At 46.8% G+C, this 24,683-nt stretch carries 34 protein-coding genes and 1 pseudogene; 22 read left to right on the forward strand and 13 right to left on the reverse strand.

Annotated elements, in window-relative coordinates:
- The first annotated feature begins 71 nt into the window (after positions 1-71).
- From RS881_RS14745 to RS881_RS14810, 14 genes and pseudogenes are all read left to right on the forward strand, one after another.
- Positions 72-206, forward strand: coding sequence for a hypothetical protein (locus RS881_RS14745; RefSeq protein WP_315821774.1), 135 nt, complete (start codon positions 72-74; stop codon positions 204-206).
- A gap of 28 nt (positions 207-234) precedes the next feature.
- Positions 235-543 carry a prephenate dehydrogenase/arogenate dehydrogenase family protein gene (locus RS881_RS14750; RefSeq protein ID WP_315821775.1) on the forward strand — a complete coding sequence of 103 codons (309 nt, stop codon included), beginning with the start codon at positions 235-237 and terminating at the stop codon, positions 541-543.
- A gap of 23 nt (positions 544-566) precedes the next feature.
- Positions 567-920 carry a prephenate dehydrogenase dimerization domain-containing protein gene (locus RS881_RS14755; RefSeq protein ID WP_315821776.1) on the forward strand — a complete coding sequence of 118 codons (354 nt, stop codon included), beginning with the start codon at positions 567-569 and terminating at the stop codon, positions 918-920.
- A gap of 204 nt (positions 921-1,124) precedes the next feature.
- On the forward strand, positions 1,125-1,721 hold the full coding sequence (locus RS881_RS14760; RefSeq protein ID WP_315821777.1) for a DEAD/DEAH box helicase: 597 nt from the start codon (positions 1,125-1,127) through the stop codon (positions 1,719-1,721).
- Between the two features lie 8 nt (positions 1,722-1,729).
- A pseudogene (locus RS881_RS62550) lies at positions 1,730-2,364 on the forward strand (helicase-related protein); the annotation flags it as partial.
- Between the two features lie 147 nt (positions 2,365-2,511).
- Positions 2,512-2,751, forward strand: a complete 240-nt coding sequence (locus RS881_RS14770; protein ID WP_315824482.1) for a DbpA RNA binding domain-containing protein — start codon at positions 2,512-2,514, stop codon at positions 2,749-2,751.
- A 170-nt stretch (positions 2,752-2,921) separates the two neighbouring features.
- Positions 2,922-4,013 (forward strand): chorismate mutase, encoded by a 1,092-nt coding sequence (locus tag RS881_RS14775; protein WP_315821778.1) that lies wholly within the window; start codon positions 2,922-2,924, stop codon positions 4,011-4,013.
- 232 nt (positions 4,014-4,245) lie between these two features.
- Entirely contained in the window at positions 4,246-4,605 is a 360-nt protein-coding gene (locus RS881_RS14780; protein ID WP_315821779.1) for a transposase, read from the forward strand.
- A gap of 34 nt (positions 4,606-4,639) precedes the next feature.
- A complete protein-coding gene (aroB, locus tag RS881_RS14785) occupies positions 4,640-5,659 on the forward strand; it encodes a 3-dehydroquinate synthase (protein WP_315821780.1) in 1,020 nt (339 codons plus the stop codon).
- 60 nt (positions 5,660-5,719) lie between these two features.
- Positions 5,720-6,019, forward strand: a complete 300-nt coding sequence (locus RS881_RS14790) for a carboxyvinyltransferase (RefSeq protein WP_315821781.1) — start codon at positions 5,720-5,722, stop codon at positions 6,017-6,019.
- A 2-nt stretch (positions 6,020-6,021) separates the two neighbouring features.
- The gene (locus RS881_RS14795; protein WP_315821782.1) at positions 6,022-6,147 is read left to right on the forward strand and encodes a hypothetical protein; all 126 of its coding nucleotides are present in this window, start codon (positions 6,022-6,024) and stop codon (positions 6,145-6,147) included.
- Between the two features lie 14 nt (positions 6,148-6,161).
- Positions 6,162-7,013: a 3-phosphoshikimate 1-carboxyvinyltransferase gene (locus RS881_RS14800; RefSeq protein WP_315821783.1), complete on the forward strand. Its 852-nt coding sequence runs from the start codon at positions 6,162-6,164 to the stop codon at positions 7,011-7,013.
- An 85-nt stretch (positions 7,014-7,098) separates the two neighbouring features.
- Positions 7,099-8,094 (forward strand): chorismate synthase, encoded by a 996-nt coding sequence (locus RS881_RS14805; protein WP_315821784.1) that lies wholly within the window; start codon positions 7,099-7,101, stop codon positions 8,092-8,094.
- A gap of 5 nt (positions 8,095-8,099) precedes the next feature.
- Complete coding sequence (locus tag RS881_RS14810) at positions 8,100-8,399, forward strand: DUF952 domain-containing protein (protein ID WP_315821785.1); 300 nt, start codon at positions 8,100-8,102, stop codon at positions 8,397-8,399.
- 99 nt (positions 8,400-8,498) lie between these two features.
- On the opposite strand, the gene RS881_RS14815 is transcribed toward RS881_RS14810, so the two are convergent.
- Positions 8,499-8,624, reverse strand: coding sequence for a M15 family metallopeptidase domain-containing protein (locus tag RS881_RS14815; protein WP_315821786.1), 126 nt, complete (start codon positions 8,622-8,624; stop codon positions 8,499-8,501).
- A gap of 41 nt (positions 8,625-8,665) precedes the next feature.
- On the reverse strand, positions 8,666-8,809 hold the full coding sequence (locus tag RS881_RS14820) for a M15 family metallopeptidase domain-containing protein (protein ID WP_315821787.1): 144 nt from the start codon (positions 8,807-8,809) through the stop codon (positions 8,666-8,668).
- Positions 8,810-9,209: 400 nt separating this feature from the next.
- Here RS881_RS14820 and RS881_RS14825 point away from each other — a divergent pair, with 400 nt between their 5' ends.
- The 7 genes from RS881_RS14825 (at position 9,210) to RS881_RS14855 (ending at position 12,751) form a co-directional block, all read left to right on the forward strand.
- Complete coding sequence (locus tag RS881_RS14825) at positions 9,210-9,404, forward strand: hypothetical protein (RefSeq protein ID WP_315821788.1); 195 nt, start codon at positions 9,210-9,212, stop codon at positions 9,402-9,404.
- A 41-nt stretch (positions 9,405-9,445) separates the two neighbouring features.
- The gene (locus RS881_RS14830) at positions 9,446-10,420 is read left to right on the forward strand and encodes a L,D-transpeptidase scaffold domain-containing protein (protein ID WP_315821789.1); all 975 of its coding nucleotides are present in this window, start codon (positions 9,446-9,448) and stop codon (positions 10,418-10,420) included.
- Positions 10,393-11,115, forward strand: a complete 723-nt coding sequence (locus tag RS881_RS14835; protein ID WP_315821790.1) for a L,D-transpeptidase family protein — start codon at positions 10,393-10,395, stop codon at positions 11,113-11,115. Before RS881_RS14830 ends, RS881_RS14835 begins: the two co-directional genes overlap by 28 nt.
- Complete coding sequence (locus RS881_RS14840) at positions 11,087-11,230, forward strand: hypothetical protein (RefSeq protein ID WP_315821791.1); 144 nt, start codon at positions 11,087-11,089, stop codon at positions 11,228-11,230. Before RS881_RS14835 ends, RS881_RS14840 begins: the two co-directional genes overlap by 29 nt.
- A gap of 182 nt (positions 11,231-11,412) precedes the next feature.
- Positions 11,413-11,985, forward strand: coding sequence for a hypothetical protein (locus tag RS881_RS14845; RefSeq protein ID WP_315821792.1), 573 nt, complete (start codon positions 11,413-11,415; stop codon positions 11,983-11,985).
- Positions 11,982-12,275, forward strand: coding sequence for a thrombospondin type 3 repeat-containing protein (locus RS881_RS14850; protein WP_315821793.1), 294 nt, complete (start codon positions 11,982-11,984; stop codon positions 12,273-12,275). Before RS881_RS14845 ends, RS881_RS14850 begins: the two co-directional genes overlap by 4 nt.
- Positions 12,254-12,751 (forward strand): OmpA family protein, encoded by a 498-nt coding sequence (locus tag RS881_RS14855; protein WP_315821794.1) that lies wholly within the window; start codon positions 12,254-12,256, stop codon positions 12,749-12,751. The genes RS881_RS14850 and RS881_RS14855 overlap by 22 nt, the downstream gene beginning before the upstream one ends.
- A gap of 138 nt (positions 12,752-12,889) precedes the next feature.
- Here RS881_RS14855 and RS881_RS14860 read toward each other — a convergent pair whose 3' ends face one another.
- The 4 genes from RS881_RS14860 to RS881_RS14875 all read right to left on the reverse strand — a co-directional run bounded on the left by RS881_RS14860 (position 12,890) and on the right by RS881_RS14875 (position 16,880).
- Entirely contained in the window at positions 12,890-13,606 is a 717-nt protein-coding gene (locus tag RS881_RS14860) for a pyridoxine 5'-phosphate synthase (protein WP_315821795.1), read from the reverse strand.
- A gap of 96 nt (positions 13,607-13,702) precedes the next feature.
- Positions 13,703-14,122 carry a T9SS type A sorting domain-containing protein gene (locus tag RS881_RS14865; protein WP_315821796.1) on the reverse strand — a complete coding sequence of 140 codons (420 nt, stop codon included), beginning with the start codon at positions 14,120-14,122 and terminating at the stop codon, positions 13,703-13,705.
- Between the two features lie 276 nt (positions 14,123-14,398).
- Positions 14,399-15,667: a TonB-dependent receptor gene (locus RS881_RS14870; protein WP_315821797.1), complete on the reverse strand. Its 1,269-nt coding sequence runs from the start codon at positions 15,665-15,667 to the stop codon at positions 14,399-14,401.
- A 94-nt stretch (positions 15,668-15,761) separates the two neighbouring features.
- Positions 15,762-16,880 (reverse strand): TonB-dependent receptor, encoded by a 1,119-nt coding sequence (locus RS881_RS14875; RefSeq protein ID WP_315821798.1) that lies wholly within the window; start codon positions 16,878-16,880, stop codon positions 15,762-15,764.
- A gap of 289 nt (positions 16,881-17,169) precedes the next feature.
- Between RS881_RS14875 and RS881_RS14880 the strand changes: the two genes are divergently transcribed.
- Positions 17,170-17,937: a hypothetical protein gene (locus tag RS881_RS14880; RefSeq protein WP_315821799.1), complete on the forward strand. Its 768-nt coding sequence runs from the start codon at positions 17,170-17,172 to the stop codon at positions 17,935-17,937.
- Positions 17,938-17,975: 38 nt separating this feature from the next.
- On the opposite strand, the gene RS881_RS14885 is transcribed toward RS881_RS14880, so the two are convergent.
- From RS881_RS14885 to RS881_RS14915, 7 genes are all read right to left on the reverse strand, one after another.
- Positions 17,976-19,073, reverse strand: coding sequence for a Gfo/Idh/MocA family protein (locus RS881_RS14885; protein ID WP_315821800.1), 1,098 nt, complete (start codon positions 19,071-19,073; stop codon positions 17,976-17,978).
- A 40-nt stretch (positions 19,074-19,113) separates the two neighbouring features.
- Positions 19,114-19,323, reverse strand: a complete 210-nt coding sequence (locus tag RS881_RS14890) for a hypothetical protein (protein WP_315821801.1) — start codon at positions 19,321-19,323, stop codon at positions 19,114-19,116.
- 259 nt (positions 19,324-19,582) lie between these two features.
- Positions 19,583-20,398, reverse strand: coding sequence for a hypothetical protein (locus RS881_RS14895; protein ID WP_315821802.1), 816 nt, complete (start codon positions 20,396-20,398; stop codon positions 19,583-19,585).
- On the reverse strand, positions 20,392-21,714 hold the full coding sequence (locus RS881_RS14900; RefSeq protein WP_315821803.1) for a hypothetical protein: 1,323 nt from the start codon (positions 21,712-21,714) through the stop codon (positions 20,392-20,394). The genes RS881_RS14895 and RS881_RS14900 overlap by 7 nt, the downstream gene beginning before the upstream one ends.
- A gap of 11 nt (positions 21,715-21,725) precedes the next feature.
- Positions 21,726-23,024, reverse strand: a complete 1,299-nt coding sequence (locus RS881_RS14905) for a hypothetical protein (protein WP_315821804.1) — start codon at positions 23,022-23,024, stop codon at positions 21,726-21,728.
- A gap of 127 nt (positions 23,025-23,151) precedes the next feature.
- Positions 23,152-23,517: a hypothetical protein gene (locus RS881_RS14910; RefSeq protein WP_315821805.1), complete on the reverse strand. Its 366-nt coding sequence runs from the start codon at positions 23,515-23,517 to the stop codon at positions 23,152-23,154.
- 13 nt (positions 23,518-23,530) lie between these two features.
- A complete protein-coding gene (locus RS881_RS14915) occupies positions 23,531-24,679 on the reverse strand; it encodes an AAA family ATPase (protein WP_315821806.1) in 1,149 nt (382 codons plus the stop codon).
- Positions 24,680-24,683: the final 4 nt, after the last annotated feature.

Consider the following 24,683-nt stretch of genomic DNA (forward strand, 5'->3'; position numbering starts at 1 on the left):
CCCCGAAGAAAAGCTGGCAGAAAGCATCCAACGGGTCAATGAATTATTTATACAGGTAAAGAGAAATAGCAATGTTCAATACAGTTACCATCGTTGGTGTTGGTTTGATCAGCGGTTCTTTCAGCATCGCCCTCAAGGAAAAAGGCCTGGCCAAAAAAGTGATCGGTGTAAGCCGTACGCTGGCCAGTCAACAAAAAAGCCCTTGAACTGGGGTTAATTGATGAAGCCCTCCCATTGGAAGCGGCCATCGCCCAGAGCGACCTGGTATATGTGGCCATCCCGGTAGATGTGACCATCCCGGTCATGAAACAGGTGATGGACCTGGTAACGGATAAGCAGATCGTAGTGGATGCCGGCTCTACCAAGCAGGCCCTCTGTACAGCCCTGAACGACCATCCCATGCGTAGCCGTTTTGTTGCTACCCACCCCATGTGGGGTACGGAATACAGCGGGCCCGAAGCCGCCGTTAAGGATGCCTTCGCAGGCCGGGCCTGTGTGATCTGCGAAAAAGAAAAAAGCGACCCTATTGCAGCAGAAAAATAGAACAGGTATACCGTGAATTGGGTATGCACATGACCTATATGGATGCGGATAGCCACGATATGCACGCAGCCTATATTAGCCATATTTCACATATTACCTCTTTCGCCCTTGCCAATACGGTTTTAGAGAAAGAAAAGGAAGAAAATGCCATTTTCGAGCTGGCAGGTGGCGGTTTTGAAAGTACGGTGCGGCTGGCCAAAAGCAATCCGGCCATGTGGGTGCCTATTTTCATGCAAAACCGTGATAATGTGTTGGATGTGTTGAATGAGCACATCAGCCAGCTCCGGAAGTTCAAAGCATGCCTGGAAAAAGAAAATTATGGGTATTTGCTTGAATTGATTGAAAATGCCAATAAGATCAAGCGGATCCTTAAATAAACTGTGGCAGAGGAATAGGGAGTATAAGACCAGTAGATAAGAACCAGCTCCTGGAGGGAGCCGTGGTCGGGACATGGAAACCAGGAACTTGGCCCCTGCTGCGGATGGCCTGAAAGGGATTCAGGATACGTTATTCTATCATCATAATGAATGGATTAGGCTAAGGCGGTCAATAGTAGTACCTTTGCGCAAATTTTAATTGTTATGATGACTTTCGCTGAGTTGGGTTTGGATGCGAAACTGGTACAGGCTACCGACGCATTAGGCTATAAAAACCCAACACCTATACAGGAAAAGGCTATTCCTGTTCTTATTAGTGGAACCAAGGACCTGGTAGGTCTGGCGCAGACTGGTACCGGAAAAACAGCGGCATTTGGCCTGCCCCTGTTGCACCTGATCGATGAGGGACAAAGGTTCCCGCAGGCATTGGTGGTGTGCCCTACGAGAGAGTTGTGTCTCCAGATTGTGAATGAAATGGAGCTCTTTAAGAAATTCCAGACCGGTATGCATGTAGTAGCCGTATATGGCGGTACATCCATCGGTCAGCAGATACGGGACCTGAAAAGAGGTGTACAGATCGTGGTGGCTACCCCCGGCCGTTTAATTGATCTTATTGAACGCAAAGCGATCAATTTAGAACAAATAAAATATGTAGTTCTTGACGAGGCGGATGAAATGTTGAACATGGGTTTTAAGGATGATATTGAATTCATCCTGCAGAATACGCCCAACCGGCAAAGCACCTGGTTATTCAGTGCTACCATGCCCCGGAAATACGCCGGATCAGCAAGAAGTATTTGAAAGAACCCATGGAGATCACCGTTGGTAAAACCAATACGGCCAATAAGAATATCGATCACCAGTATTTTGTGACCAGTGCTCAACACCGGTACCAAACCCTGAAAAGACTGATCGATTTTAACCCGGGTATTTATGGGATCATTTTTACCCGTACCAAGGCCGATGCACAGGAAATTGCTGAGAAGCTGACCCGCGAAGGATACGATATTGATGCTTTGCATGGCGACCTGACGCAGCAGCAGCGTGATAAAGTGATGGGAGAGTTCAGAGAGAAAACATTACAGCTCTTAATAGCTACCGATGTAGCAGCCAGGGGATCGACGTACAGGGCATTACCCATGTGATCAACTATGAATTGCCTGATGATGTGGAAGTGTACACCCACCGTAGCGGCCGTACAGGCCGGGCGGGTAATACCGGTGTTTGTATGTCCATCATTCATATCCGTGAAATGGGGAAAATGAAGCATATCCAGGGAATTGTGCAAGTGCCTTTCCATAAGATGGATATTCCCGCTGGTAAGGATGTATGTCGTAAGCAATTCTTCCACTTTATGGAGAAATTGTTGCAAACCGATATCAGCCATGGCGACTATGAAAGTTATGTGCCCATGCTGGAAGAAAAGTTTGCCGAGGTGAGTAAAGAAGAAGTGCTGAAACGCGTGGCTGCCATGGAATTCGACAGGTTCCTGAAGTATTATGAGAATGCGGAAGACCTGAACGTTTATGAACAACGCAGAGAACGCTTTGAGCGCGGTAGTGTAGACAGGAGGGGAGGTGACCGTGAAAGAATGCCAGGGCGTGACACAAGAGGAAGACAGTTTGGAAGTGCCGGTGCAGGTGGTAACGGCGGCGGCGGAGATTACGCCAGGCTGTTCGTGAACCTGGGTACCAAAGATGGTTTTTACAAAGCGAGTTTCTTACAGTTTATCCTTGATATGAGCGATTTGCGCAAAGATGTGCTGGGAAGGATCGACATGAAAGAAATGAATAGCTGGATCGAGATCGATAAAGAGCAGCTAAACAAATGATAGCTGCCATTGACGGAAAGAACTATAAGGGAAGAAGGATCAGGATGAATGATGCGGATAGTCGCAGGTAGTTGACAGGTTGAAAAGTTGACAGGTTGAAAAGTAAAAACCAGCCTTGATTTTTAGCCACCTGTCAACCAATTAACTTATCAACATATCAACCAAAAAATATGCAAGCAATCGACACCAACACCATGAAAGAACTTGTTCAAAGCAAGTGGAATAAACGTCCTTTAATTATATCAGGACCCTGCAGCGCCGAAACCGAAACACAGGTAATGGAAACGGCGCAACGACTGGCCGCTACCGGTAAGGTAGACCTGCTGCGTGCAGGCATCTGGAAGCCCCGTACAAGGCCCGGTAGTTTTGAAGGTATTGGTACCAAAGGCCTGGCCTGGATGCAACAAGCCAAGCGTGCGACTGGCTTGCCTGTTACTGTAGAAGTAGCTACCGGCAAGCAAGTAGAAGATGCCCTCCATTTTGATGTGGATGTATTGTGGATCGGCGCCCGTACTACCGTAAACCCTTTCAGTGTTCAGGAAGTGGCCGATGCCCTTCGTGGTGCCGATGTGCCTGTATTGATCAAAAACCCCATCAACCCCGATCTCGAATTGTGGATTGGTGCTGTGGAAAGAGTAGCCAAAGCTGGCATCAAACAAATTGGACTGATACACCGTGGCTTTAGTGCTTACGGCAATACCGAATACCGCAATGCCCCCATGTGGCACCTCGCCATTGAAATGAAAAGGCGCAACCCCGGTATGATCATGATCAATGACCCTTCCCATATCTGCGGCCGCCGCGATATCCTCCAGGATGTAGCTCAGAAAGCAATTGACCTGGATATGGATGGACTGATCATAGAAAGCCATATCGATCCCGACAATGCCTGGAGCGATGCCAAACAGCAGATCACCCCGGAAAGATTGTCCGAAATGCTGAGCGAAATCGTATGGCGTAAAGAAGACAGCAACTCCGAAGAATTCCACGTAGCCCTTGAAAAGCTGCGCCAGCAGATCAATCACCTCGATGATGAACTGATGCAGATCCTCGGTCAGCGTATGAAGATTGCAGAAAAGATCGGTGAATACAAGAAGAACAACAACATCACCATCCTGCAAACCAACCGCTGGAATGAGATCCTCGAAAGGGCTTTCAGGCAAGGCGATAAACTGGGACTTTCCAAAGAATTTATTACTAAGTATTTCGACGCAGTGCACATGGAAAGTATCAGCCACCAGAACAAGATCATGAACGCATAGGTTGATTTTGTTAGGCTGCCATCCTGTAGCCTGGCGGTAGATTAAGGTGAGCCGCCCTGCAGCCCTGCAAGTGCTGTACCACAGGGCGACCCACCGTTGATCGGGGTTTGTCGAAGCAAACGGCAAAAAAGCTGCGTTAAGTACGCGCTTAAATAATACACGCATGATAAATAACCAGAATAAAGTTTATCTGTTTGTCCATATTATTTGGAGCGTACAAAACCGTGAGCCCTTGCTTACCAAGCCTATCCGTACCATCCTGTTTTCCCAAATGCAGAAACGTGCCGGGGAAAAAGGTATTCATGTATTGGCAGTAAATGGCGTGGAAGATCATGTGCATGTGCTGATACAATTGCACCCGGCCCAAAACCTCTCGCAGGTGGTAAAAAGCATCCGCACCGATGCGATGGAATGGATCAATGAAACCAAGTTGATCAACAATCCCTTCCAGTGGGAAGAAACTTATGCCGCCCTGTCGGTCAACCCAAGTACCCTTAAACAGGTCGTTGAGTTCTTAGGCAGGCAGGAAGAATACCATAAGACGAAGACGCTGGAAAGCGAACTGGAAGTATTTGATAAAATACAGTTATAAACACCGGGCTCCGGGGTTTGAAATCGTTGATGGAATGCAAAAGAAAACCTATCAGTTCACCGCTAAGCAGGTAAGCTATTATTTCGATGCTGATTTCTCCTATCTCACTAAGCTCGTCGATCAGGAACATGCTGTATTGATCACGGATGAGAACATCTTTCGGGCACAAGCTAAAAAGTTCAAAGGCTGGCATACCATTGTGCTGAAACCAGGTGAACAGTATAAGATACAGGCTACCGCCAATAGTGTAATTGAACAATTGATTGAAAAAGGGGCCGACCGCAAGACTGTCTTAATTGGTATTGGCGGCGGGGTTATTACGGATCTTACCGGTTATGTAGCGGCAGTATACATGCGTGGCTTGCGGGTGGGTTTTGTGCCCACTACCATCCTGGCCATGGTGGACGCTTCTATTGGCGGTAAGAATGGTATTGATGTAGGCATCTACAAAAACCTGGTAGGCACCATCCGCCAACCCGATTTCCTCTTGTATGATTACAGCTTCCTGAAAACCCTGCCCGATAGTGAGTGGATCAATGGCTTTGCCGAGATCATCAAACACAGCTGTATTAAAGATGCAGCCCTGTTTAGGGAACTGGAAAAAAACAAACTGAAGTTTTACCAAAAAGATAAAGCCGCATTGGGTAAGCTCATCCGTCGCAATGCCGTGATCAAATCAACCGTGGTGGAGAAAGACGAGTTTGAACAGGGAGAACGGCGCCTGCTGAATTTTGGCCATACGCTGGGACATGCCATTGAAAACATGTATGCGCTTTCGCATGGCCAGGCCATATCCATTGGTATGGTAGTAGCCTGCCAGCTATCGGCACAATTGGTAAAATTCAAAGACAGTGAAAAAGTGATCAGGGTGCTGGCGCAATATGGATTGCCTGTACATACAGATTATGATAGGAAAAAGGCGTTTGAAATCCTCAAGATGGATAAAAAGCGGGAGAAGAAGGAAATGAATTATGTATTGCTCGATAAGATCGGCAAAGGCGTAGTAAAGAGCATCCCGATGGTACAATTAGAGAAACTAATTTCAGAAATCTAAATATTGTTAGCGGTGATACCTTTCCGAAAAGGTGTCACCACTAACAATGAACCGTAAGATATGATCGCAACTATTCAGCCCTCGGGCATACAGGGTGTCATCCAGGCGCCTACTTCTAAAAGCTCCATGCAAAGAGCTTGTGCGGCGGCCTTACTCAGCAAGGGAGTGACCATTATTAAGAATCCCGGCAACTCCAACGACGATAGGGCGGCCCTGACTGTTATCCGTGGCCTGGGCGCTTATGTAGAACAGTTGCCCGATGGTTCCTTAAAGATCACCAGCAATGGCGTAAATCCCGATGCAGGTGAGGTGAACTGTGGCGAAAGTGGTTTGGGCATCCGTATGTTTACCCCCTGGTAGCATTGAGCAATAAGACCATTACCATCAATGGAGAGGGTAGTTTACTTACCCGGCCCATGGATTTCTTTGATACCGTGTTGCCACAATTGGGTGTAGAGATTGAATCAATACAGGCAAACTGCCACTGAAAGTAAAAGGCCCCTTGAAGCCTGCGGCCATTGAAGTAGATGGGTCATTGAGCTCTCAATTCCTCACTGGTTTGTTGTTTGCTTATGCAGCATCCGGCGCCAGTGATGTAGCCCTCACGGTGAAAGACCTGAAGAGCAAACCATATATCGACCTGACCTTGCAGGTCATGAAACATTTTGGCTGGGATGTGGAGAACAGGAATTACGAGGAGTTTTATTTTGGTGAAGCCGTTGTGAACCAGTCTGCTTTCCTGCCCATTACCTATACCGTAGAAGGCGATTGGAGTGGTGGTGCCTTCCTGCTGGTTGCTGGCGCCATTGCAGGCAATATCACCGTAAAAGGGCTGGATGTGTTTTCTACCCAGGCCGATAAAGCCATTCTCCAGGCCCTGATGAGCAGTGAAGCCAGGCTTTCCGTAGAGGCGGAGCAAATTGAGATCGGCCCGGCTAAGCTGAAAGCATTTCATTTCAATGCCACCGAATGCCCCGACCTCTTTCCTCCACTGGTAGCCCTGGCTGCTTATTGTGAAGGCAAAACGGTGATAGAAGGAGCTTCACGCCTTACCCATAAAGAAAGCAACCGGGCATTGACCCTTCAACAGGAATTTGGTAAGATGGGTATTCAGATCGACCTGCAGGATGATCTCATGATCATCCATGGCGGTACCGGTGTGAAAGGAGCTCAAACCCATTCCCATCACGATCATCGTATTGCTATGGCCTGTGCAGTAGCAGGTTTAAAAGCTGCTGGCGCTACGACCATCGAAGAAGCCCAGGCCATCAATAAATCTTACCCGGATTTTTATAAACATATTGAGCAATTGGGCGCAGCTGTGCAGATTGAAGAAGCAAGATCATTTACTTAATGCTCAGTCGCCAGCCTCTGGCTGGTGACGGCTATTGCAAAGCGGCTGGCTTTGTGGTGTTGACTTAACGATATAAAACTAAGGAATGAACAGTTTTGGCAGAATATTCAGGGTTACCATCTTTGGTGAATCACATGGTGAAAGTGTAGGCGTTAACATCGATGGCTGCCCGGCAGGTCTCCCATTGACGGTAGATGATTTTATGACGGATATAGAACGTCGTAAGGGTGGTATGCAAAAAGGTACTACGCCACGTAAAGAAGATGATATTCCCATCTTTAAAACAGGTGTTTTCAATAATAAAACCACTGGTGCTCCCATCACCATTTTGTTCGACAATAAGAATACCCGTTCTGGTGATTATGAAAAGCAAAGAGCGGTTCCCCGGCCTGGACATGCCGATTTTGTAGCCCATCAAAAATTTGGTGGTTTTGAAGATTTCAGGGGGCGGTCATTTCAGTGGACGGCTTACCGTTTGTCTGGTAGCTGCCGGTGTAATTGCCAAAAACTATTGGCCCTTCAACAAAGTGAAGTAAAAGCATCCATCCTCGAAATTGGCGGGGAGGCCGACCTGGATAAAGGATTGCAGAAAGCCATTGATGCCAAAGATACCATTGGTGGTATTGTTGAATGCCGGGTCAATGGATTGCCTATTGGATTGGGCGAACCTTTCTTCGATTCAGTAGAATCTGTACTGGGCCATGCTGTATTTGCCATTCCTGCTGTTAGAGGTATTGAATTTGGAACCGGTTTCGCAGCTGCACGTATGTTTGGCAGTGAGCACAATGATGCCATTGAAGACAATAGCGGTAAAACACGTACCAACCATGCCGGTGGGGTAGTGGGCGGTATTACCAATGGCAATGAACTGGTATTCAGGATTGCTATTAAACCTACCTCCTCTACACCGAAAGAGCAGGTTACTTTGAATTGGGAAACGGGTGAACAGGAAACTTTTTCCGTGAAAGGCCGCCATGATCTTTGTATTGCTTTGCGGGTGCCTGTAGTATTGGAAGCGGTGACTGCCTTTGTTTTAGCCGACCTGTTCATGCTGCAGCAACACATCAAAAGAATCATATAGTAACCATGGCAACCATTTATCACATCACCACCCAGGCCGAATGGGATGCAGCAACCCCGCTTGGCTTCTATGAAGCCGCTTCTTTGAAAGATGAAGGCTTTATCCACTGCTCACAAGCCGAACAGATCCCTGGCGTATTGGATCGCTACTTCAAAGGCAAAACCAACCTGGTAAAGCTGGTGATTGATACGGATAAATTAACCAGCCAGCTCATCTATGAATGGTCTCCCTCCATTGCAGATACATTCCCCCATATTTATGGACTGATCATTACCAGTGCAGTAGTGGCGTTTGAGCAAATTTGAGTGCCCGGTAATTATCCTTACTTCCTGAGTTTATTGAACCCAATGTCCAACACCTCATAATTTCTGTCGTTGGGCCAATAATAATGCCACCATTCCGTTTCAAGGGGTAAAACCGTGTTTTTGCATGGTTGCTTTCAACAACTGGCGGTTTTTAAGCACCGTTTCCGGCAAAAAGGTAAAGGTTTGGTGAGCAGTATCCGTGAAATTGTCAAAATCAGTACCCATATCCAAAGACTGGCCCGTTTTTAGATCAACCAGGGTAAGGTCTACAGCCAGCCCCGGTTATGGCCCGACCCCTTGGAAGGATTGGCCACATACCGCTCATCTTTTACCAACTCCCAAAAGCTCACCGTAACAGAATAAGGACGGTAAGCATCAAATATTTTTAATCCATATCCTTTGCTGGCCAATTCCTGTTCTACAGCAGCCAGTGCCTGGGCGGCAGGCGCCCTTAAAAGGTATGGCGGGTAGGAGGGATATACATCCGGCGGTGCATGAAGTTTTGTGTAGTGCCATAGCGGAGCTCATATTGCAGGGAAGGCATCAGGGAGTGTAACTCCACCATCTGCTTGGAAGGATCGGCTTTTACTTGCGCCCGGTACGTGGAGAGATTGTCAATTACTGCCGCACCGTAGCGATTTAATCCTTGGTCCTGTGCATTCAGTATTCCCTGGTGGAAAAAATTAACATCAACATTAGTAAAATATTACGCTGAAGTGCTATTTTGTATATCATTGCAACTGGTTGATGCTTAAATCCATCTCTGTTGAAAGATACTAACTTTTTGCACTGATCAATTAAGTAAAAACAATGAATAAAAGTACGTATGCGGGTTTGATGGGTAGTGGTGTTTTAATCTGTTTATTCTTCCTGTCGGCTTGTGATATGCCTACCGTAAAGCCTCCGGAAAAAGATATTGTGGAAGTGCCGGAGAAGTTTGAAGTACGGGTAAGCGATAATCTCCGGAAAGCCCTTACTTTCATCATTGATAACAAGGACGGCTGAATGATACCGTACTGCTGGCCAATGATTCCCTCGTATACGGCTTGTATGAAAAGGAAAATTACCAACCACTCTGGTGTGCGCAGGAAAGCTGGTCGCCCCTGGGCGATTCACTCTTCGCTTTCATAGAACGGTCCAAAGAATATGGGTTATTCCCTTCCGATTATCACCTGCGGGCTTTGGCGGGTGTTCGCGTAAGGATTGCCACTGATTCGGTGGCACGCAAGGATGCCGCTTTATGGTCTCGTGCCGACCTCATGCTCACCGATGCCTTCTTTCTATCTACCCGCCACCTGAAGTTGGGTCGCTTGAATAAAGACAGCATTACCATGCGTAGTGATTCTGTTCTCACCACAGACTTCTACAACCAGGTTTTCCACCTCATGCGGCATACCAATAATGTGACGGCCACTTTTCATGACCTGGAGCCTAAACACGCAGGATATGATTCCCTGAAAGTAGGCCTTAAATTTTTCCTCGATTCTATCCCGGCTTTCCGGCGTTATACTTATATCAACTATCCCAATAAAGACTCTGCCAGCTTGCGCAATGTTGTGCAGCGTCGCCTGTTTGAAGAAGATATCCTGGCTTCGGCTACTGAACCGGTTGATACGGCAGCCTGGCGCCAGGCCCTCATGCGCTACCAGGAAGGAAAAGGATTAAAACCTACCGGTAAGATCAATGAAAATACAGTGAATAGCCTCAACAATACCGACTGGGAAAAATTCAAACGGGTGGCTATTAATATGGACCGGTACAAGATGCTGCCCGATACCCTGCCGCTGACTTATATCTGGGTTAACCTGCCCTCTTTTTACCTGCAGGTGATCAACATGGATACAGTAGTCATGGAATCGAGGGTGATTGTAGGACAGCCCAAAACCAGAACGCCCCTGCTTACTTCCAGTGTATCTAATTTTATCATCTATCCCCAATGGACAGTACCTTATAGCATCATTTTTAAGGAAATGCTGCCCAAGATCAGAAGAACGTGGAATACCTCAATAAGGAAAACCTGATGGTGGTAGACAAGAATGATAGTATCATTGATCCTCATACGATTAATTGGAGCCAGCTCAGCAAAAAATATTTCCCCTACCTGCTCAAACAGCGGCAGGGCGATGATAATTCACTGGGTGTATTGAAATTTAACTTTGCCAATAAATACAGTGTATACTTACATGACACCAACGTACGTTGGATGTTTAGCCGGGCCAACAGGGCCCTGAGCCATGGTTGTGTGCGCGTAAAAGATTTCCTGAAACTGGCCGATTTCCTAGTTCGGGATGATACCTTAAAGCACCATCCCGATACCCTGCGGCATTGGATCGCCCGCCAGGAAAAACATATTGTATCTGGTTTTCACCGGGTGCCTATCTATATCCGTTATTTCTCCTGCGAAGGGAAGAACGGTAAACTGAGGATCTATGATGATATCTATGCAGAAGATAAAGTGCTGAGGAGCGGTATTTCGCCGACAAATCGATCCTGTAAAAATCCCCCAATATTCTATGAAGAAACGTATTCTGTATGCTTTACTGCTTACCGGAACGCCAACAGTGGCGTTGTTGGCCCAGGACGAGCCGAAAGACAGCATCGTATTGACCCAAAAAGAAATGTTGCCCGGGTACAGTATGGCGTAGCCAGCTTTTACCACAATAAATTTGAAGGCCGTAAAACAGCCAATGGAGAGATCTTCAGTCAAAGGGTATGACCGCCGCCAGCAATACCCACCCCTCAATTGTTGGGTACGGGTAACCAATAGCCGCAATAAGAAAAGTGTGATCCTGCGAATTACCGACCGTATGCATCCCAAAAACCCCGGTTGATTGATCTAAGCCGTGCCGCGGCTGTCAAATTGGGCTATACTGGGCGAGGGTTAACACGTGTAAAGGTAGAATACCTGGGCCGGCAAAAGCCAGTCGGGACAAGTGAGACTGAAGATAATAAATAATTTCTGCATTTAATTCCTACCCGCTACATTTGCTCATTACCGAACCAAACTGGTTTTATGAAGAAAATCTCAGGCGTTGTGCTCGCCCTACTACTATGGCACATGGTTGTTTTTGGCCAGGATGAAGATTATATACAGAATCCTACATTCGGCGTTCACTTTATTTTTAATGATTTCAAATCGGCGCAAGCCATTCGCTCTACTTCCCTTGGTTCCGCATTGCGTAATAAACAATTCGGAAAGATCAAGGAAATGTCTCCCGGATTAGCTATTAACTATATCCAGGGACTAACACCTAGTTTTGATTTTACGAGTACCCTTTCAGGTTCCTTCCTCGATTATCCGTTTAAAGACGGTACCAACAGTGGTAAGGATAACCTGTTGCTGGAACTGGATGCCTCTATACGAGGTAAAATGTTCAGCAATAAATATGTGGTATCTCCCTATTTTCAGGTTGGTATCGGCGGTTCAAAATACAAAGGCTATTGGGGCGCATTCATCCCCGCTGGGGTAGGCTTACAGGTGAATCTTTTTGATGAAGCCTTCCTGTTGATCAATTCCCAGTACCGCATCGGAATAACCGAGAATACCAATCATCATTTTTCCATAGCATTGGCCTGGCCGGTGTGATCGGTAAACGGAAAACAACCCCCAAGGTAATTCCGCCTCCACCATTACCCCCACCGCCACCCGATACGGATGGTGATGGCATTATCGATAGCCTCGATGCTTGTCCCCAGGTGAAGGGCCTGGCCCAGTTTAATGGTTGCCCCGATACCGATGGAGATGGTATTCCTGATAAGGACGATAAATGTCCCAACGAAAAAGGACTGGAACGTTACCAGGGTTGCCCTATTCCTGATACTGATGGCGATGGTATCAATGATGAAGAGGATAAATGCCCCAGGGAAAAGGTGTAGCCCGTTACCAGGGTTGCCCTGTGCCCGACCGTGATAAAGATGGCGTGAATGATGAGGAAGACAAATGTCCCGATCTGCCTGGTACAGTTGCCAACAATGGCTGTCCCGAAGTAACGGCCGAAGTGAAGAAGCGCATTGATGTGGCCGCCCGGAATATCTTCTTTGCTACCGGTAGCGCCAAACTATTGGCCAAATCCAATAAATCGTTGGATGATGTAGCCAAACTGATGAGTGAAGATGCCAACCTGAAATTGGACGTAGAAGGCCATACCGATAATACCGGTAAACCAGCATCGAACCAAACACTCAGCGAAAAGCGGGCTAAAGCCGTTTATGATTACCTTAGTGGTAAAGGTGTTGGCGCCGATCGGTTGAAGTCAGCCGGTTTTGGCCAGGATAAACCCATTGCAGATAACAAAACTGCCAAAGGCCGCACAGAGAACAGAAGAGTAGAGCTGAAGCTTCACTACGATTAAAAACGCAAGCTTCGAGCTATGAGCTTCTAGCAAATACAGCATTGAAAAAGCAGTGGGCTTGAACCTCTTAGGTCAAGCCCGCTGCTTTTGTATTTTATTAATTAGCTCGCCGCTCGCAGCTCATACCTCGCAGCTATTTTACCGCAGCTGCCTTTTATACAACTGTATCGTATTCTCAAAACCCAGGTACAAGGCATCGGCAATCAGGGCATGGCCAATGGATACTTCCAGCAAGCCGGGTATCTGTTGAGCAAAATAGGCCAGGTTTTGAAGGTCCAGGTCATGACCGGCATTGATGCCCAGTCCCAGTTCATTCGCGCGGATGGCGGCTGTCCTGTAAGGTGCAATGGCTGTTTCCTTATTGATAAGGTATTCACGGGCAAAACCCTCAGTATACAGCTCAATACGGTCCGTACCCGTAGCCGCTGCCCCATTGACCATTTCCACCACCGGATCTACGAAAATAGAAACCCTGATACCTGCCGAACGGAATAGACCAATCGTTTCGCGCAGGTAACCGGCATGGGCAATGGTATCCCAACCATGATCGGAGGTGAGCTGCCCTTCAGCATCTGGCACCAGCGTTACCTGGTGTGGTTTCACTTCCAGAACCAGGTCGATAAATTTCTGTTCCCGGCAATTGCCTTCAATATTAAATTCTGTGGTAATGATCTTTTTAATATCCCGCACGTCCTGGTAGCGGATATGCCGTTCATCGGGGCGGGGATGAACTGTTACTCCGTCGGCGCCAAAGCGTTGGGCATCGATGGCTGCCTTTACTACATCCGGATTATTGCCACCACGGCTATTGCGCAGGGTGGCAAACTTGTTAATGTTTACGCTTAACTTGGTCATACCCAAAATTAGAAGTTTCTATTCTAACTATTTGCCAAAACAAAAAAGCCATCCTGCAACACGGGACGGCCTTCCTTTTAGGGGGCGCAGGGATCACTAATGCGTTATGTTTTCCTTGGTCACGTTTGTACTATATAAAAGTTTGCCTTCGTTATCGATCATATCCAGGTGATAGGTTCCTTCGCTAAGTGCGTTGATCTCATTAATGCTGGTAACATTTGTACCCTTTACCAGGAACCAGCTGAACATCTTTACAATATGCCCTTCTGTATCATACATCCGCACAATCGTATGCCGGCTGTGTTCGCTGGCCACATCCAGTGTAATGGCCGTGAAAAAGGGATTCGGGCGTACCAGTACTTTTGTTATCACAATATTTTTATTTTCTGTGTTGAGCGCATTCTCGGATGCTGGATCTACCGGTGTTTGAGGTAACAGACGGCTCAACTGTCGTTGGATTGCCGATTGCTGTGCTGTCTTTTGTTGCTCAATGCCGGGGTTAATATTGTGTTTCACTGGAAAAGGGATTTGTGCCATCATATACCAATCCGGTGCCGGATTCGGAAAGGCTTGATTGCCATCGAGTTAATGGATGCCAACCAGGGTCGATTCTCCCATTATGGGAATTAAAAATGCGCTTTTGGGAATAAAACAGACCCCAGGATTACAATATGAGAGAGGCAACCAGGCAAAAAGGCATTGAGGCAATGAGGTCAAAACAAAGGCAACAGGGAAAAGTCAATGAGGCAGCTGATACCAGGCACTCGATGCCTCGTTGCCTCCGTTGCCTTTTTAGAACCTCGCAATCAGCTTCAGGTTCAGCAGTCGTGGTGTAAGCCGGTTGGGCATGGCATAGGTGGCATTGGAAAAGTCCTTGATCAGCAGGTAGGAAATCGTATTGTCGCGGTCTATCAGGTTGAAGACCTCCAGCGTAGCCCATATATTTTCAAAATTGCGGAAGGGGCTATGACTCCGGCGGTTGCTTTTTTCGCTGTCAAGCAGCAGTGCGCTGAAACCAATATCTATCCGCATATAGGGCTCGATCACCAGCGCGTTGCGGTATTTAACGCTATTGGGAATATTATAAGGCAGGTTACTGCCATACAGAAAATTGAGGTATACTTTAAAGTTCTTGTTGGTAGACAGGTAATCCTGCAGGAACATGCCAAAGGTGAGCAGCCTGTCTGTAGGGCGACGCAACCAGCCTCCTTCTTTCAGCGTGCTGTCAAGCGGGTTATTCAAAGAATCCAGTTTGTAATCATAGTAGGTGTCCTTGTCCAGGTCTTCCCGGCTGCGCATAAAGCCAATACTGATCCAGCTTTCTGCATCTTTTACCAGTTCCCCAAACAGGCGCAATTCCAGGCCGGCGGCATAAGCCTTGGCGCGGTTTTCGCCAAAATAGCGCAGCCGTACATTGTCGATATCATACGGCACTACATCCCACATGTTTTTGTAATAGGCTTCGGCAGTAAGGCGGAAAGGCCGGGCGCCATATTTGAAATTATAATCCAATCCGGCCGTTATTTGCCAGCTTTTCTGTGCTTTAAGATCTTTGTTCACCGTACCATCATAACGCCTTAATTCGCGGTAAAACGGCGGCTGGTGATAGATGCCGGCAGCTCCCCGGAAGATCATATCCCTTTTCCAATGGGCCGGTTTCCAGGAAAACCCTGCCCGGGGCGAAAGCAGGAACTCTTTATTGAGCGTATTGTAATTATACCGTAAGCCTGCCTGTAAGGTAAAGCCGGTAGAGTCATTGAAGATGATATTATCCTGTATATATCCGGAGAGGCGCGTAATGTCGATGTCGGCTTTTGACTTGATCACTTTGCTCAACTCAAACATATTTGGATTATAAGGCAGGTTATAGCCGGCCGAATCCCTGTATTCCCATTCGTTCAGTTTGTCATTGATCGTTTGCCTTTCCACACTTTGGCCCCATTGAAAATAATGCTTTCCTTTATCCAGGGTACCCTTATGTGAGGCATTCCAGATGCCGATATTCAGCTTATTTCGGGCAAAGGTTTGGTATACCCCTGCGCCCAGCGGGTTGACGATCAATCAAAATCGGGCTTGCCTTTATCAAATGAACGGTCACCAAACAGGTAAGCACCCGTAATATCCAACGACTCACGTTCGTCATTCTCAAAGCGGCTTACCATCCATTTAAGACGCAGGTTCTTCCGGGGTTGTTGTATCCAGGAAAGGCCCAGCATATTGGTGCGGTAGCGATCTTCTTCACGTCCTTCAAAGTAAATATCCAGCCCCAGGTTGGCACTGAAAAAGGCGAAAATACCGAAGTGGTAAGCTGACTGAATTCCGGTACCAGGGTAAACTTGGTTTGCGACAGGTTGCCCAAAAGCTCCAGGGAATTGCGGCTATTGATCTGGTAGGTAAGCAAAGCTTGCAGGTCGGAAGAAGAAGGCACATAGTTACCTTTTGTTTCCTGGCTCTTCAGCAGGTTGCGGTTGCTGCGGTTACGCACGCCTACCAGGAAGCTGAATTTATTATTGCGGCTGGTACCTTCCAGGTGCAGGCCCTGTTCCAGCAAGCCGATATAGGCCGATCCGCCAAACTGTTTGGGTTTCTTGTATTGAATATCCAGTACAGACGACATTTTATCGCCATAACGGGCCTGGAAGCCGCCATTGTAAAAGTTGACATTCCGCGCCATCTCGGGATTGATAAAGCTCAATCCTTCCTGTTGACCGCTTCGTACCAGGTAGGGGCGGAATACCTCAAAATCGTTTACATAGATCAGGTTCTCGTCATAATTACCTCCGCGGACCGAATACTGGGAAGTCAGTTCATTATTAGAGCCTACAAATACTTTGATCAGGCTTTCAATACCGCCTGTGGGTGAGGGAATATTGATGGCATTCTTGGGGTTGAGTACAATAAGGCCGGCTTCCCGTCTTTGCCGTTGATCGGTTACGACTACCGAATCCAGTTGCCGCGCGCCTCTTTCCAGCCGGATCACGATCCGTTCTTCTTCCTGTTCGTTCAGCAGGAAATTGCGTTGTTCTGTCTTATAGCCTGTATAAGAAAATACGATGGCGAAAGCTTTGTCGGCAGGGGCTTGCAAGCGAAAAGTGCCGGAGTCCGAAGTTGAGGTGCCCGTTCGGCGGCCCAGGATGGTGACCGATACGCGGCCAATAGGTTGTTCATTCTCGTCCACTACTTTGCCCGTCACATAAGCCGGTTTCTTCTGGGCTTGAGCAGTGAAATGCACACAAAAGAGGAAGCCACAAAGTAAGAAGGGTATAAATCTCAACCGGTCAGATTTTAATGCTGTCGAAATTAGTTGAATTTGAGCTCACTCTAAAACAGAATAATCCATTATTTATTTTATTTTGGCAGCCAAACCTGGCCTGTTATGGGTATTAAAACCCCAGGAGTTACCATTATGCGCATGCTGTATGCATACCTGATCGCTGTATTGCCCCTGGCAGGGCTATTGACTGCCTGCGGGGGGTGGGGCTACAGGTGGCAAAGACGACGACAAGCCCAATGCCAACGCACCCTATATCTATAAAGAGACCATTGCTACCGGTGATACGGGTATGACGCGGTTGGCAGGTATTAAACGGGTCAATGAATTGGATATACTTTGCCAACATTGGGAAGTCGGCAGTACCGAAGGGGCTACCTCGGCCGAGCTGTTGGAAAATGCAAGAGGAGGGCATGTGGTACCCGGTCTTGATATTTTTACGGATAGTAGTTACGTCGCTTCTCCCAGGGGAGATTTTGCCGCTGGTCATTGGCGTATCAAACAAGAAGGTAAAGAACGGGTGTTGGTGCTTACTACCGATAAGCAGGAAAGGGCCTGGCATATCAATGAACTGAATTCCGGAAGCCTGCGCCTCACAGCCAATAATGAAACAGGTACGACTTTATACCTCAATTTATCGTCCGATGGCATGATCCATAGGAACAGGCTGAATGATCCCTTTCATCCGTTGAACAACCAATGGCGTCTAACACCAGAACAACCGGAGACCGACAGTGCCATTGCCAATAGGGCTAAACAATGCGTGAAGTTTTATGCCTTATTCTACCGCGACAATATTCTGCGGCAAAAGACCAAGATCAACTTCGCGGGCTTGCCGGATATTTTTGAGTGGTACAGTGGAGGTATTGGTATGCCCGATTGGGAAGACATTCATGGTTCCTGGCTCCGTTGTTTTTACGACAGCACCCAGGCCCGTAAAGGATATGATGTGTTAAGAAAGGTAATTGTTGACTATGAATTTGACTGGCCCAAAGGTCTTCCTGATTGGCGCATGAGGACAGAAAACGTATTGGAACAGATGTACCATAAAATGAAGTAGTACCGATAAGCCCTCATTGTCTCGATGCCTTGTTGCCTCTATGCCTCGTTGCCATACAAAGGCCATTTAACCGGTTTTCTTTCCTGGGCGGAACGATAAATAGCATTGAACAGTTCAACCGTTCTTCTTCCATCCTGTCCATTGACAAGGGGCCTGCGTTGTTGTATTACGGATACAATAAAATCGCGTTGTTGCAGGCGGATGAAATACTCCACCGGGTTTACACTGTTGAACAGGTGGGTATCTTCCTGTTGAAATTGTTGTAAAAGCCCTTCTTCACCGGCAACCGTCCATAGGTCGTTGAGTGGTGGTTCGGTGATGGTGGACCGGCCGGGCAGGAACATACTGCCGCCATCGGTTTGTACACCGGCCGTAGCGCCATTGGAGCCATGGATATGCACTTTGCCATATATGCCGGGTTTCTGGGCATTGCTGACCATAATATTGCCAATGGCGCCATTCTTAAACCGGATGATGGCGGCTGCCGTATCTTCTACTTCAATATAGGGATGGTTGATATTGTTCCAAACACCATACAGCTCATCAAATTCACTGCCCATGAACCATTGCAGCAAATCGAGCTGGTGGGGAGCCTGGTTTACCAGTACCCCGCCGCCTTCTGCGGCCCAGCTACCGCGCCAGGGATCACTCTTATAATAGGTTTCATCGCGCCAGCCATACATGACCACAAAGCCCAGCATGGGCGTTCCCAGTTTGCCGGCGTCAATCGCTTGTTTTATGCGTAGGCACGAAGGGAAGAACCTGCGCTGGCTGATCATGCCCAATTGTTTACCCGCTGCTGCTCCTGCTGCGATCATGGTATCACAATCGGCCAGGCTAATGGCCAGTGGTTTTTCTACCAATACATGGGCGCCATTTTCAAAGGCTGTTACCGTGGCTTCTTTGTGGGCAGGGTGGGGCGTACAAATAACCACCAGGTCTATCTTTTCGTGGCGGATCATGTCGGCAATATCCGTATAGGGCTCGGCCTTGTATTGGGCGGCAAAGGCTTTGGCTTTGTCCATACTACGGCTTTGAACAGCTACCAGTATGGTTTCTGCTATATTCATCAATGCCTGGGCATGTACATGGGCCATTTTACCACAGCCTATAATGGCAGCGCGAAGTTGGGTCATCGGTAATGTTCAGTTTAGATACACCCGCAAAATAGGGAATTTATTTTGCGGCGGGACCTGGGAAGTTGATACCGATGATTTGGATCTGATCCATCTGGTTTTTAGCATACTTGGTGGTGAGCGTCTCCTGTCCTTTTTCTATCACAATATCATAATAGTTTTCTATGCTTTCCACAATCTGGCCGTACTGCTGGTTAATACCTCGCTGATAGAAGTAGTTTTTAATAGTATTGACGTTGGTCTGTAGCAATTCCCTTTGTGCGTCAGATGAATATTTTCCTTCGATCCTGATTATGGAGGTGCGGTACTTTTTAACTCGTCGATTATCTTTAAAAGGAGCAATTCGCTCTTTTATCAATCCTGTCTTTGGTGAAGGTCACAAAACCCAGTTCTTGCTCATAGGCGCGTATAGATGATCTTACAATTGGGCAGCCTTTTCCTGACTTCGTCCAGCTCTTGTTCGGGAATACTGGTAGTGCCCAGGTTTAGTTCCTGCAGGTTGATGAAGTTTAATACTTCTGGTGGTATTCTCGATAATACCTGAGCCGACAGATCAAGCCGGCAAACGATGGCCGGGCTTTGCAGCTTGCGGGTCTCATCGATGGAGCGGAACAGGATATTACAATCGGGCTGCGCTGCACGATCAGGCTCCTTTGATCCACCGGTGGCTGTTTAACAGGTTCCTTAACGGGGTCCTTACCGTCCTTTCCCGGTTCAGCTTCCACGTTTATCGCCAGGTAACTCCGGATGAAAGGCGAAGATGCCCTCATTGCCTGACTGGCTGGCTCTAGTATTTTGTTGATGATACCTGCCTGACGAATGTACCTATTGGCAGTATTAGAATCCACCATCGGCAGGAATAGAAGGTTTTGATATATAGTAACGGTCGTTGTTGTTTTGCCTTTCAACGAACTTAATTTATTGGCTTCTGTTTTTTCAAGATCACCACCATTCACAGGCAGATAGATCTTGTTGGGATCTTTCTCATAATACAGGTTCATGAAATTGAAATGATCACAATTGCTCTCTGTTACCTTGTAAGCCTCCTCTTTGGTTGGATAAGTGTTTTCACAAAAGGAAAATTCAATGGATGAGTTTTTGATATTCCGTACGAAAAATACCTGCAGATTGGTGCCATTGTTACTTACGTTGGATAGAATAAACCGGGTACTGCCATTACGGGTTAAACAGGTCTCTTCTATTTTGTATGCTGAAGTCGTTCCTCCCGCAACTGAATAGTAAAATTTTTGATTACGGATATCAATAAACAGCAAACGCTTGCTGCTTCCTCCTGTCCATATTTCATTCAAAGGTTGGATCAGCACAGATAATGGTACGGGTATGCAATACTGGCGAATGCTGATGGAGAGGGTGATCCCCGGTACGATGGTTCACCACCCACACTTGAATCGGGTATGGCAACCACTGATATCCCGGAAGCCATTTTAATAGATTCGATCAACAGTTGTGCATCAGGAGCAAACCCCTTCGTATAATAGATGTGAATACCAGTGTCGGCCTTTCCGTTTATCTTGATCATGGAATCACTAAAGTTTGAGGGCAATAACTGGATGATGGAGCGGGCCATCGTTTCGTCATTGGCGCCACTATAATATATGTAAACAGGTACCGTGGCTGCTGTAGTAATTGCAAGGGTATATTGCCGGGAATTGGGTGTAAAGTTACCTTGGGCAACTGTCAATCCTTGCGGGCCTACTAATGACAAAGGTGTACTAACGCTTGTATCGGTAATAGGCAAACCGGTTGCAATTAAGGTACTGTCGTTCAGGTAGCTGGTTTTGTAGGGTATACTGTCAATCCTAAAGTTTGCTGTAAGATCACTGGCTTTGTAATCTACTCCTTTAAGGATGAATCGTTGGTCTACCGGTTTTGTTGTCCACCATTGAAATAGTTGCGTATCTTTTCTTACCAGGCTAAAAGCTAAAAAAACACCGGCTATCAATACGATCAGGCTGGTAGCCCCCATAAACAACTTTCGGTGCAAGGAGGCAATGGTTATGTACTTGCCTGGTTTGACACTCTTGTTTCTATTGGCTGGATGTTTTAGCAGCGTATTATCCGCTTTGTTGAGGTATACTTCTTCGGCCGTATTGAGCGATCCCTGGTCGATCCAATTACCCAGCAACTGTTTGTCTTCCCCGGATAGCTGTTTACCCGCATACGACTTTAACAATAGGGTATTCACACCTTCATGCAGGTCAACATTGTTTTTAATGATCGATTGATCGGTGATCGTTGATTTCAATGCCCCTAGCTGTTGCAAGAGGGTTTTCCTGGCCAGCGCTTCCGTTTCATTATCCAGGTATTCCAACATCTCAACACGCAGCGATTGACTTAACTGTCCATCCTGCATCCAACTGATCCTGCCCAGCTTCAGCAGGTTGGTATAATTGACCAGCACTGCCTGGCTGCCTGTTTGCTGTAGTTTTGCTTCCAATGCCTTGCCAATGGCCAGGGTAAGGTTCCAGTCGATCGAAGGATACACAGCCAATGAACAAACCCATTGTAACAGTGATTCATCTTGCAGGTAATCCTGTAAGGCTTTGAATTCATGGAAACCTGTATAACGGGCTGAATAACCTTGGGGTATCTTGAGCAGATGCTGCTCTTTGGCCACCACCTGGTTATTAACTACCAGGTCAATGGCCGGTTGTGCTGTAATATCGGGTGGAAGAATGATGAAACCGGCGCCGGATAATAGCCATTCCTTTTGTCCCAGTCAGTTTTGGCATACGGCGTAATGAACACCCGTGTTTTCCATGGTTTTAGTTTTTCTGTCACCCAGGGTTTGAGCACCCTCTTTAACGGAGAGATGAAATGGCGGCTATCGCCAAAAATAAACAAAGTGGTATTGGGATATAAAGCAGTTATCCGTTCCAGCGGCAATTTAAAATGATTGAGGCGTTGGTTGCTTAAGAAAAGCGGCTCTTTGTAATATTCATATACAGTAATAAATACCTGTTCTTTTTGCAGTTTGGCGATCAGGTATTCATATAAATGAGTTAACAGGCTGTCATTATTTTCATTATCCAGGAAGATGAGGAAGTCGGTTGGCTTAGTCAACGGGCTATAGATCAACTCAGGTATACCGCCCGACCGGATGGTGGCGTTGATGGTTTTGCGTACATGCAGTTTCAATACATCACTAATTTGCCTTTTGCGCAAAGTGTCGGCCAGCATTTTCAATTCAGGCTCGGGGTTGATCGTATGCTGCTGATCGGCAAATTCAATGGCAAAGGGCCCTTCAGTTCCTTCATCCTCAGTTACCGTTTCTTTGGAAGCGGCAGGTACCCGTTTGAGTAACCGGTATAGTAAATAAGCAGGAATCAATGGAAGGATCAGTAAGTACAAAAGTGATAACGCAATATGATCCCAGCGGGCTGTTTTCTTGATTGGAAGATCACCATCACCAGTGATCACAAGGGTCGAAACAGCTTTCTCTACATAATCGGCAGTAATCGAATCCGTATTGCAGTGGGCTGGTTTGGTGTCCACCACCAGCCTGATGCTATTATTCTGGATCGATCGCCGGGTGAATAGGTATACTGAATCGGTGCCGGCAAGCTGCTCATTATTGTACCACTTATATTTATATAGTTGGGTCTTCTGGGCATTTGTAAAATAGGGTGAGTATTTTATGTTTCTCCCCAGTAACTGACTGCCTGGTGCATAGGTAGTAAAACGTTGGATTGAAACAATGGGTGGTCTTTCACAAAGCACATTAAATGGCGCGTAAGTGGAGTCGAGTATCCTGCCATCCCTGCCATACACATAGGCCATAACCCGGTGAGCGCCTGTATCGGGCCAGTAGGTTTCAACCGACCATTTGTTGATAATAATACTATCACCTATTCGCCAATTCACCGTAACACCGGTCAGTCCGGTAGTGTCATACGAAGCATTGAAAACGGTGGGTTCATCACGGATCACGGGTTCTTTAACCCCAATCGTAAGCAGGTTGGGTAAGGGGGGCTGCTCCTAAGTTGGGGGAGCCAATATACCAGCAATACCACTGCTGCTGCTAAAAGGAATACCAACAAAATTTTTTTCCACCAGGCTATAGCTTCCATTTTTCACGAAGGGTATGGCCAAAGGAGCCGGAGCCCTTACCTGTCTTGGTATCCTTCTCTGCGACTTTAGGCGCTACTTGTGCAGGAGCAGGACTTATATAGGCCAATTGTAATTGCTGATCAAGCTTGTCGAATAATTGGTGAATGATCTCCTGTTCCTCTTTATTGCGGCTGATCACCGGGCTGATCAGGTATTTTAAGGAAGCAATGGTGGGATAGGCTGAGAGGTCGGTATTGGCAATGATCTTGCCAATATCCAGGGCATGCCGCACATTTACATCATAACCTACCTCATGCAGGGAAGCAATGATGGTGCGGGTCAATGCCGTTTTATAAGTCAGTTGTTCGGGCAATTCGGTTTATTTTCTAATTGCTGTACTTTTCCTTCAGGTTTTGCTGGTCCGTATCTCCCTTAGCCAATGCCGGCACCACTTCGGCCAATATTTTCTTCTTCTCCGGTTTCAGGGAGGTAAAGTCAATAGCCTCATCAAAAGCCTTTTGTTCCAATGCCTTTATCCAGTCCAGCAATTCGGCAGTGGCCGGCTGTTTTTCCCGGATCAGCTTTTTGATATTGTCAAACTCTCTAACTGCCGCATCTACATTGCCAGGCAATAATTTTATTAAACTAATCAGCCTTGTATCATCCTTGCCTGCATACAATGCTTTCAGGTGGCTTTCCAGCCGCTTATTCATAATCGCAGTTAATTCAGTATGGTTGGGTGGAGGAATATGATAAAATAAGCACCTTCTTAAAAAAGCATCCGGCAGGTTCTTTTCAAAATTACTGGTCATGATCACTACCACCTGGGCATTAAATTCGGGCCGGGGTATCTTTTTATTCATGAGCTCCTTAATGGAAAACTCCATATTTTCTATTTCATTGAGCAGGTCATTGGGAAAGTCGCGCGGCGCTTTATCAATTTCATCAATAAGTACTACCGAACTGCGGGGCCCGGCTTGAAATTTGTCGAACTCCTGGAGCAATTGCAGCTCCTCCAGGTCGGGATTGGATATTATGTTCGATGTACCATACCCCTGTATCAACGCCTTGCCCAATGCATTCAGTTTAATAAAGGGATGGGCCGATGACAAGCTTTTGCGGCTGCTCACCGTTTCCATGGTATTGATATTAACAACAGGATGCTCATTCTCCTCATTGCCGATCTTGACTACACGCTGGGTTTTACTTTCTTCTACATATCTTTTTTGAAAATGCTGAATGGCATCATACGTATAAAACAGGTCCGTGGCGGTACTCGTGGTTTTCGTATCGAAAATAAATGGCTTATCCAGGAAAGAGACACAGGTGTTTTGTTGGCCTGGCGTTTCAGTAGCCAGCATATCAGCCAGCTTATAGGCCAGTCTTGTTTTGCCCGTACCGGGTGCACCTGTTAGCAGCAAAGGCTTACCCAGCCAGATGGCCATTTGAATGGCCGATTTTAATCCCTCATCGCTTAAAATATAATCTTTGGGGTCTTCGGTAACTTTTGTCTTAATGCTTTTGAGGTCGAACATATAG

The sequence above is a fragment of the Paraflavitalea speifideaquila genome (genome assembly GCF_032395985.1).
In the GTDB taxonomy this organism is placed as follows: Bacteria; Bacteroidota; Bacteroidia; order Chitinophagales; family Chitinophagaceae; genus Paraflavitalea; species Paraflavitalea speifideaquila.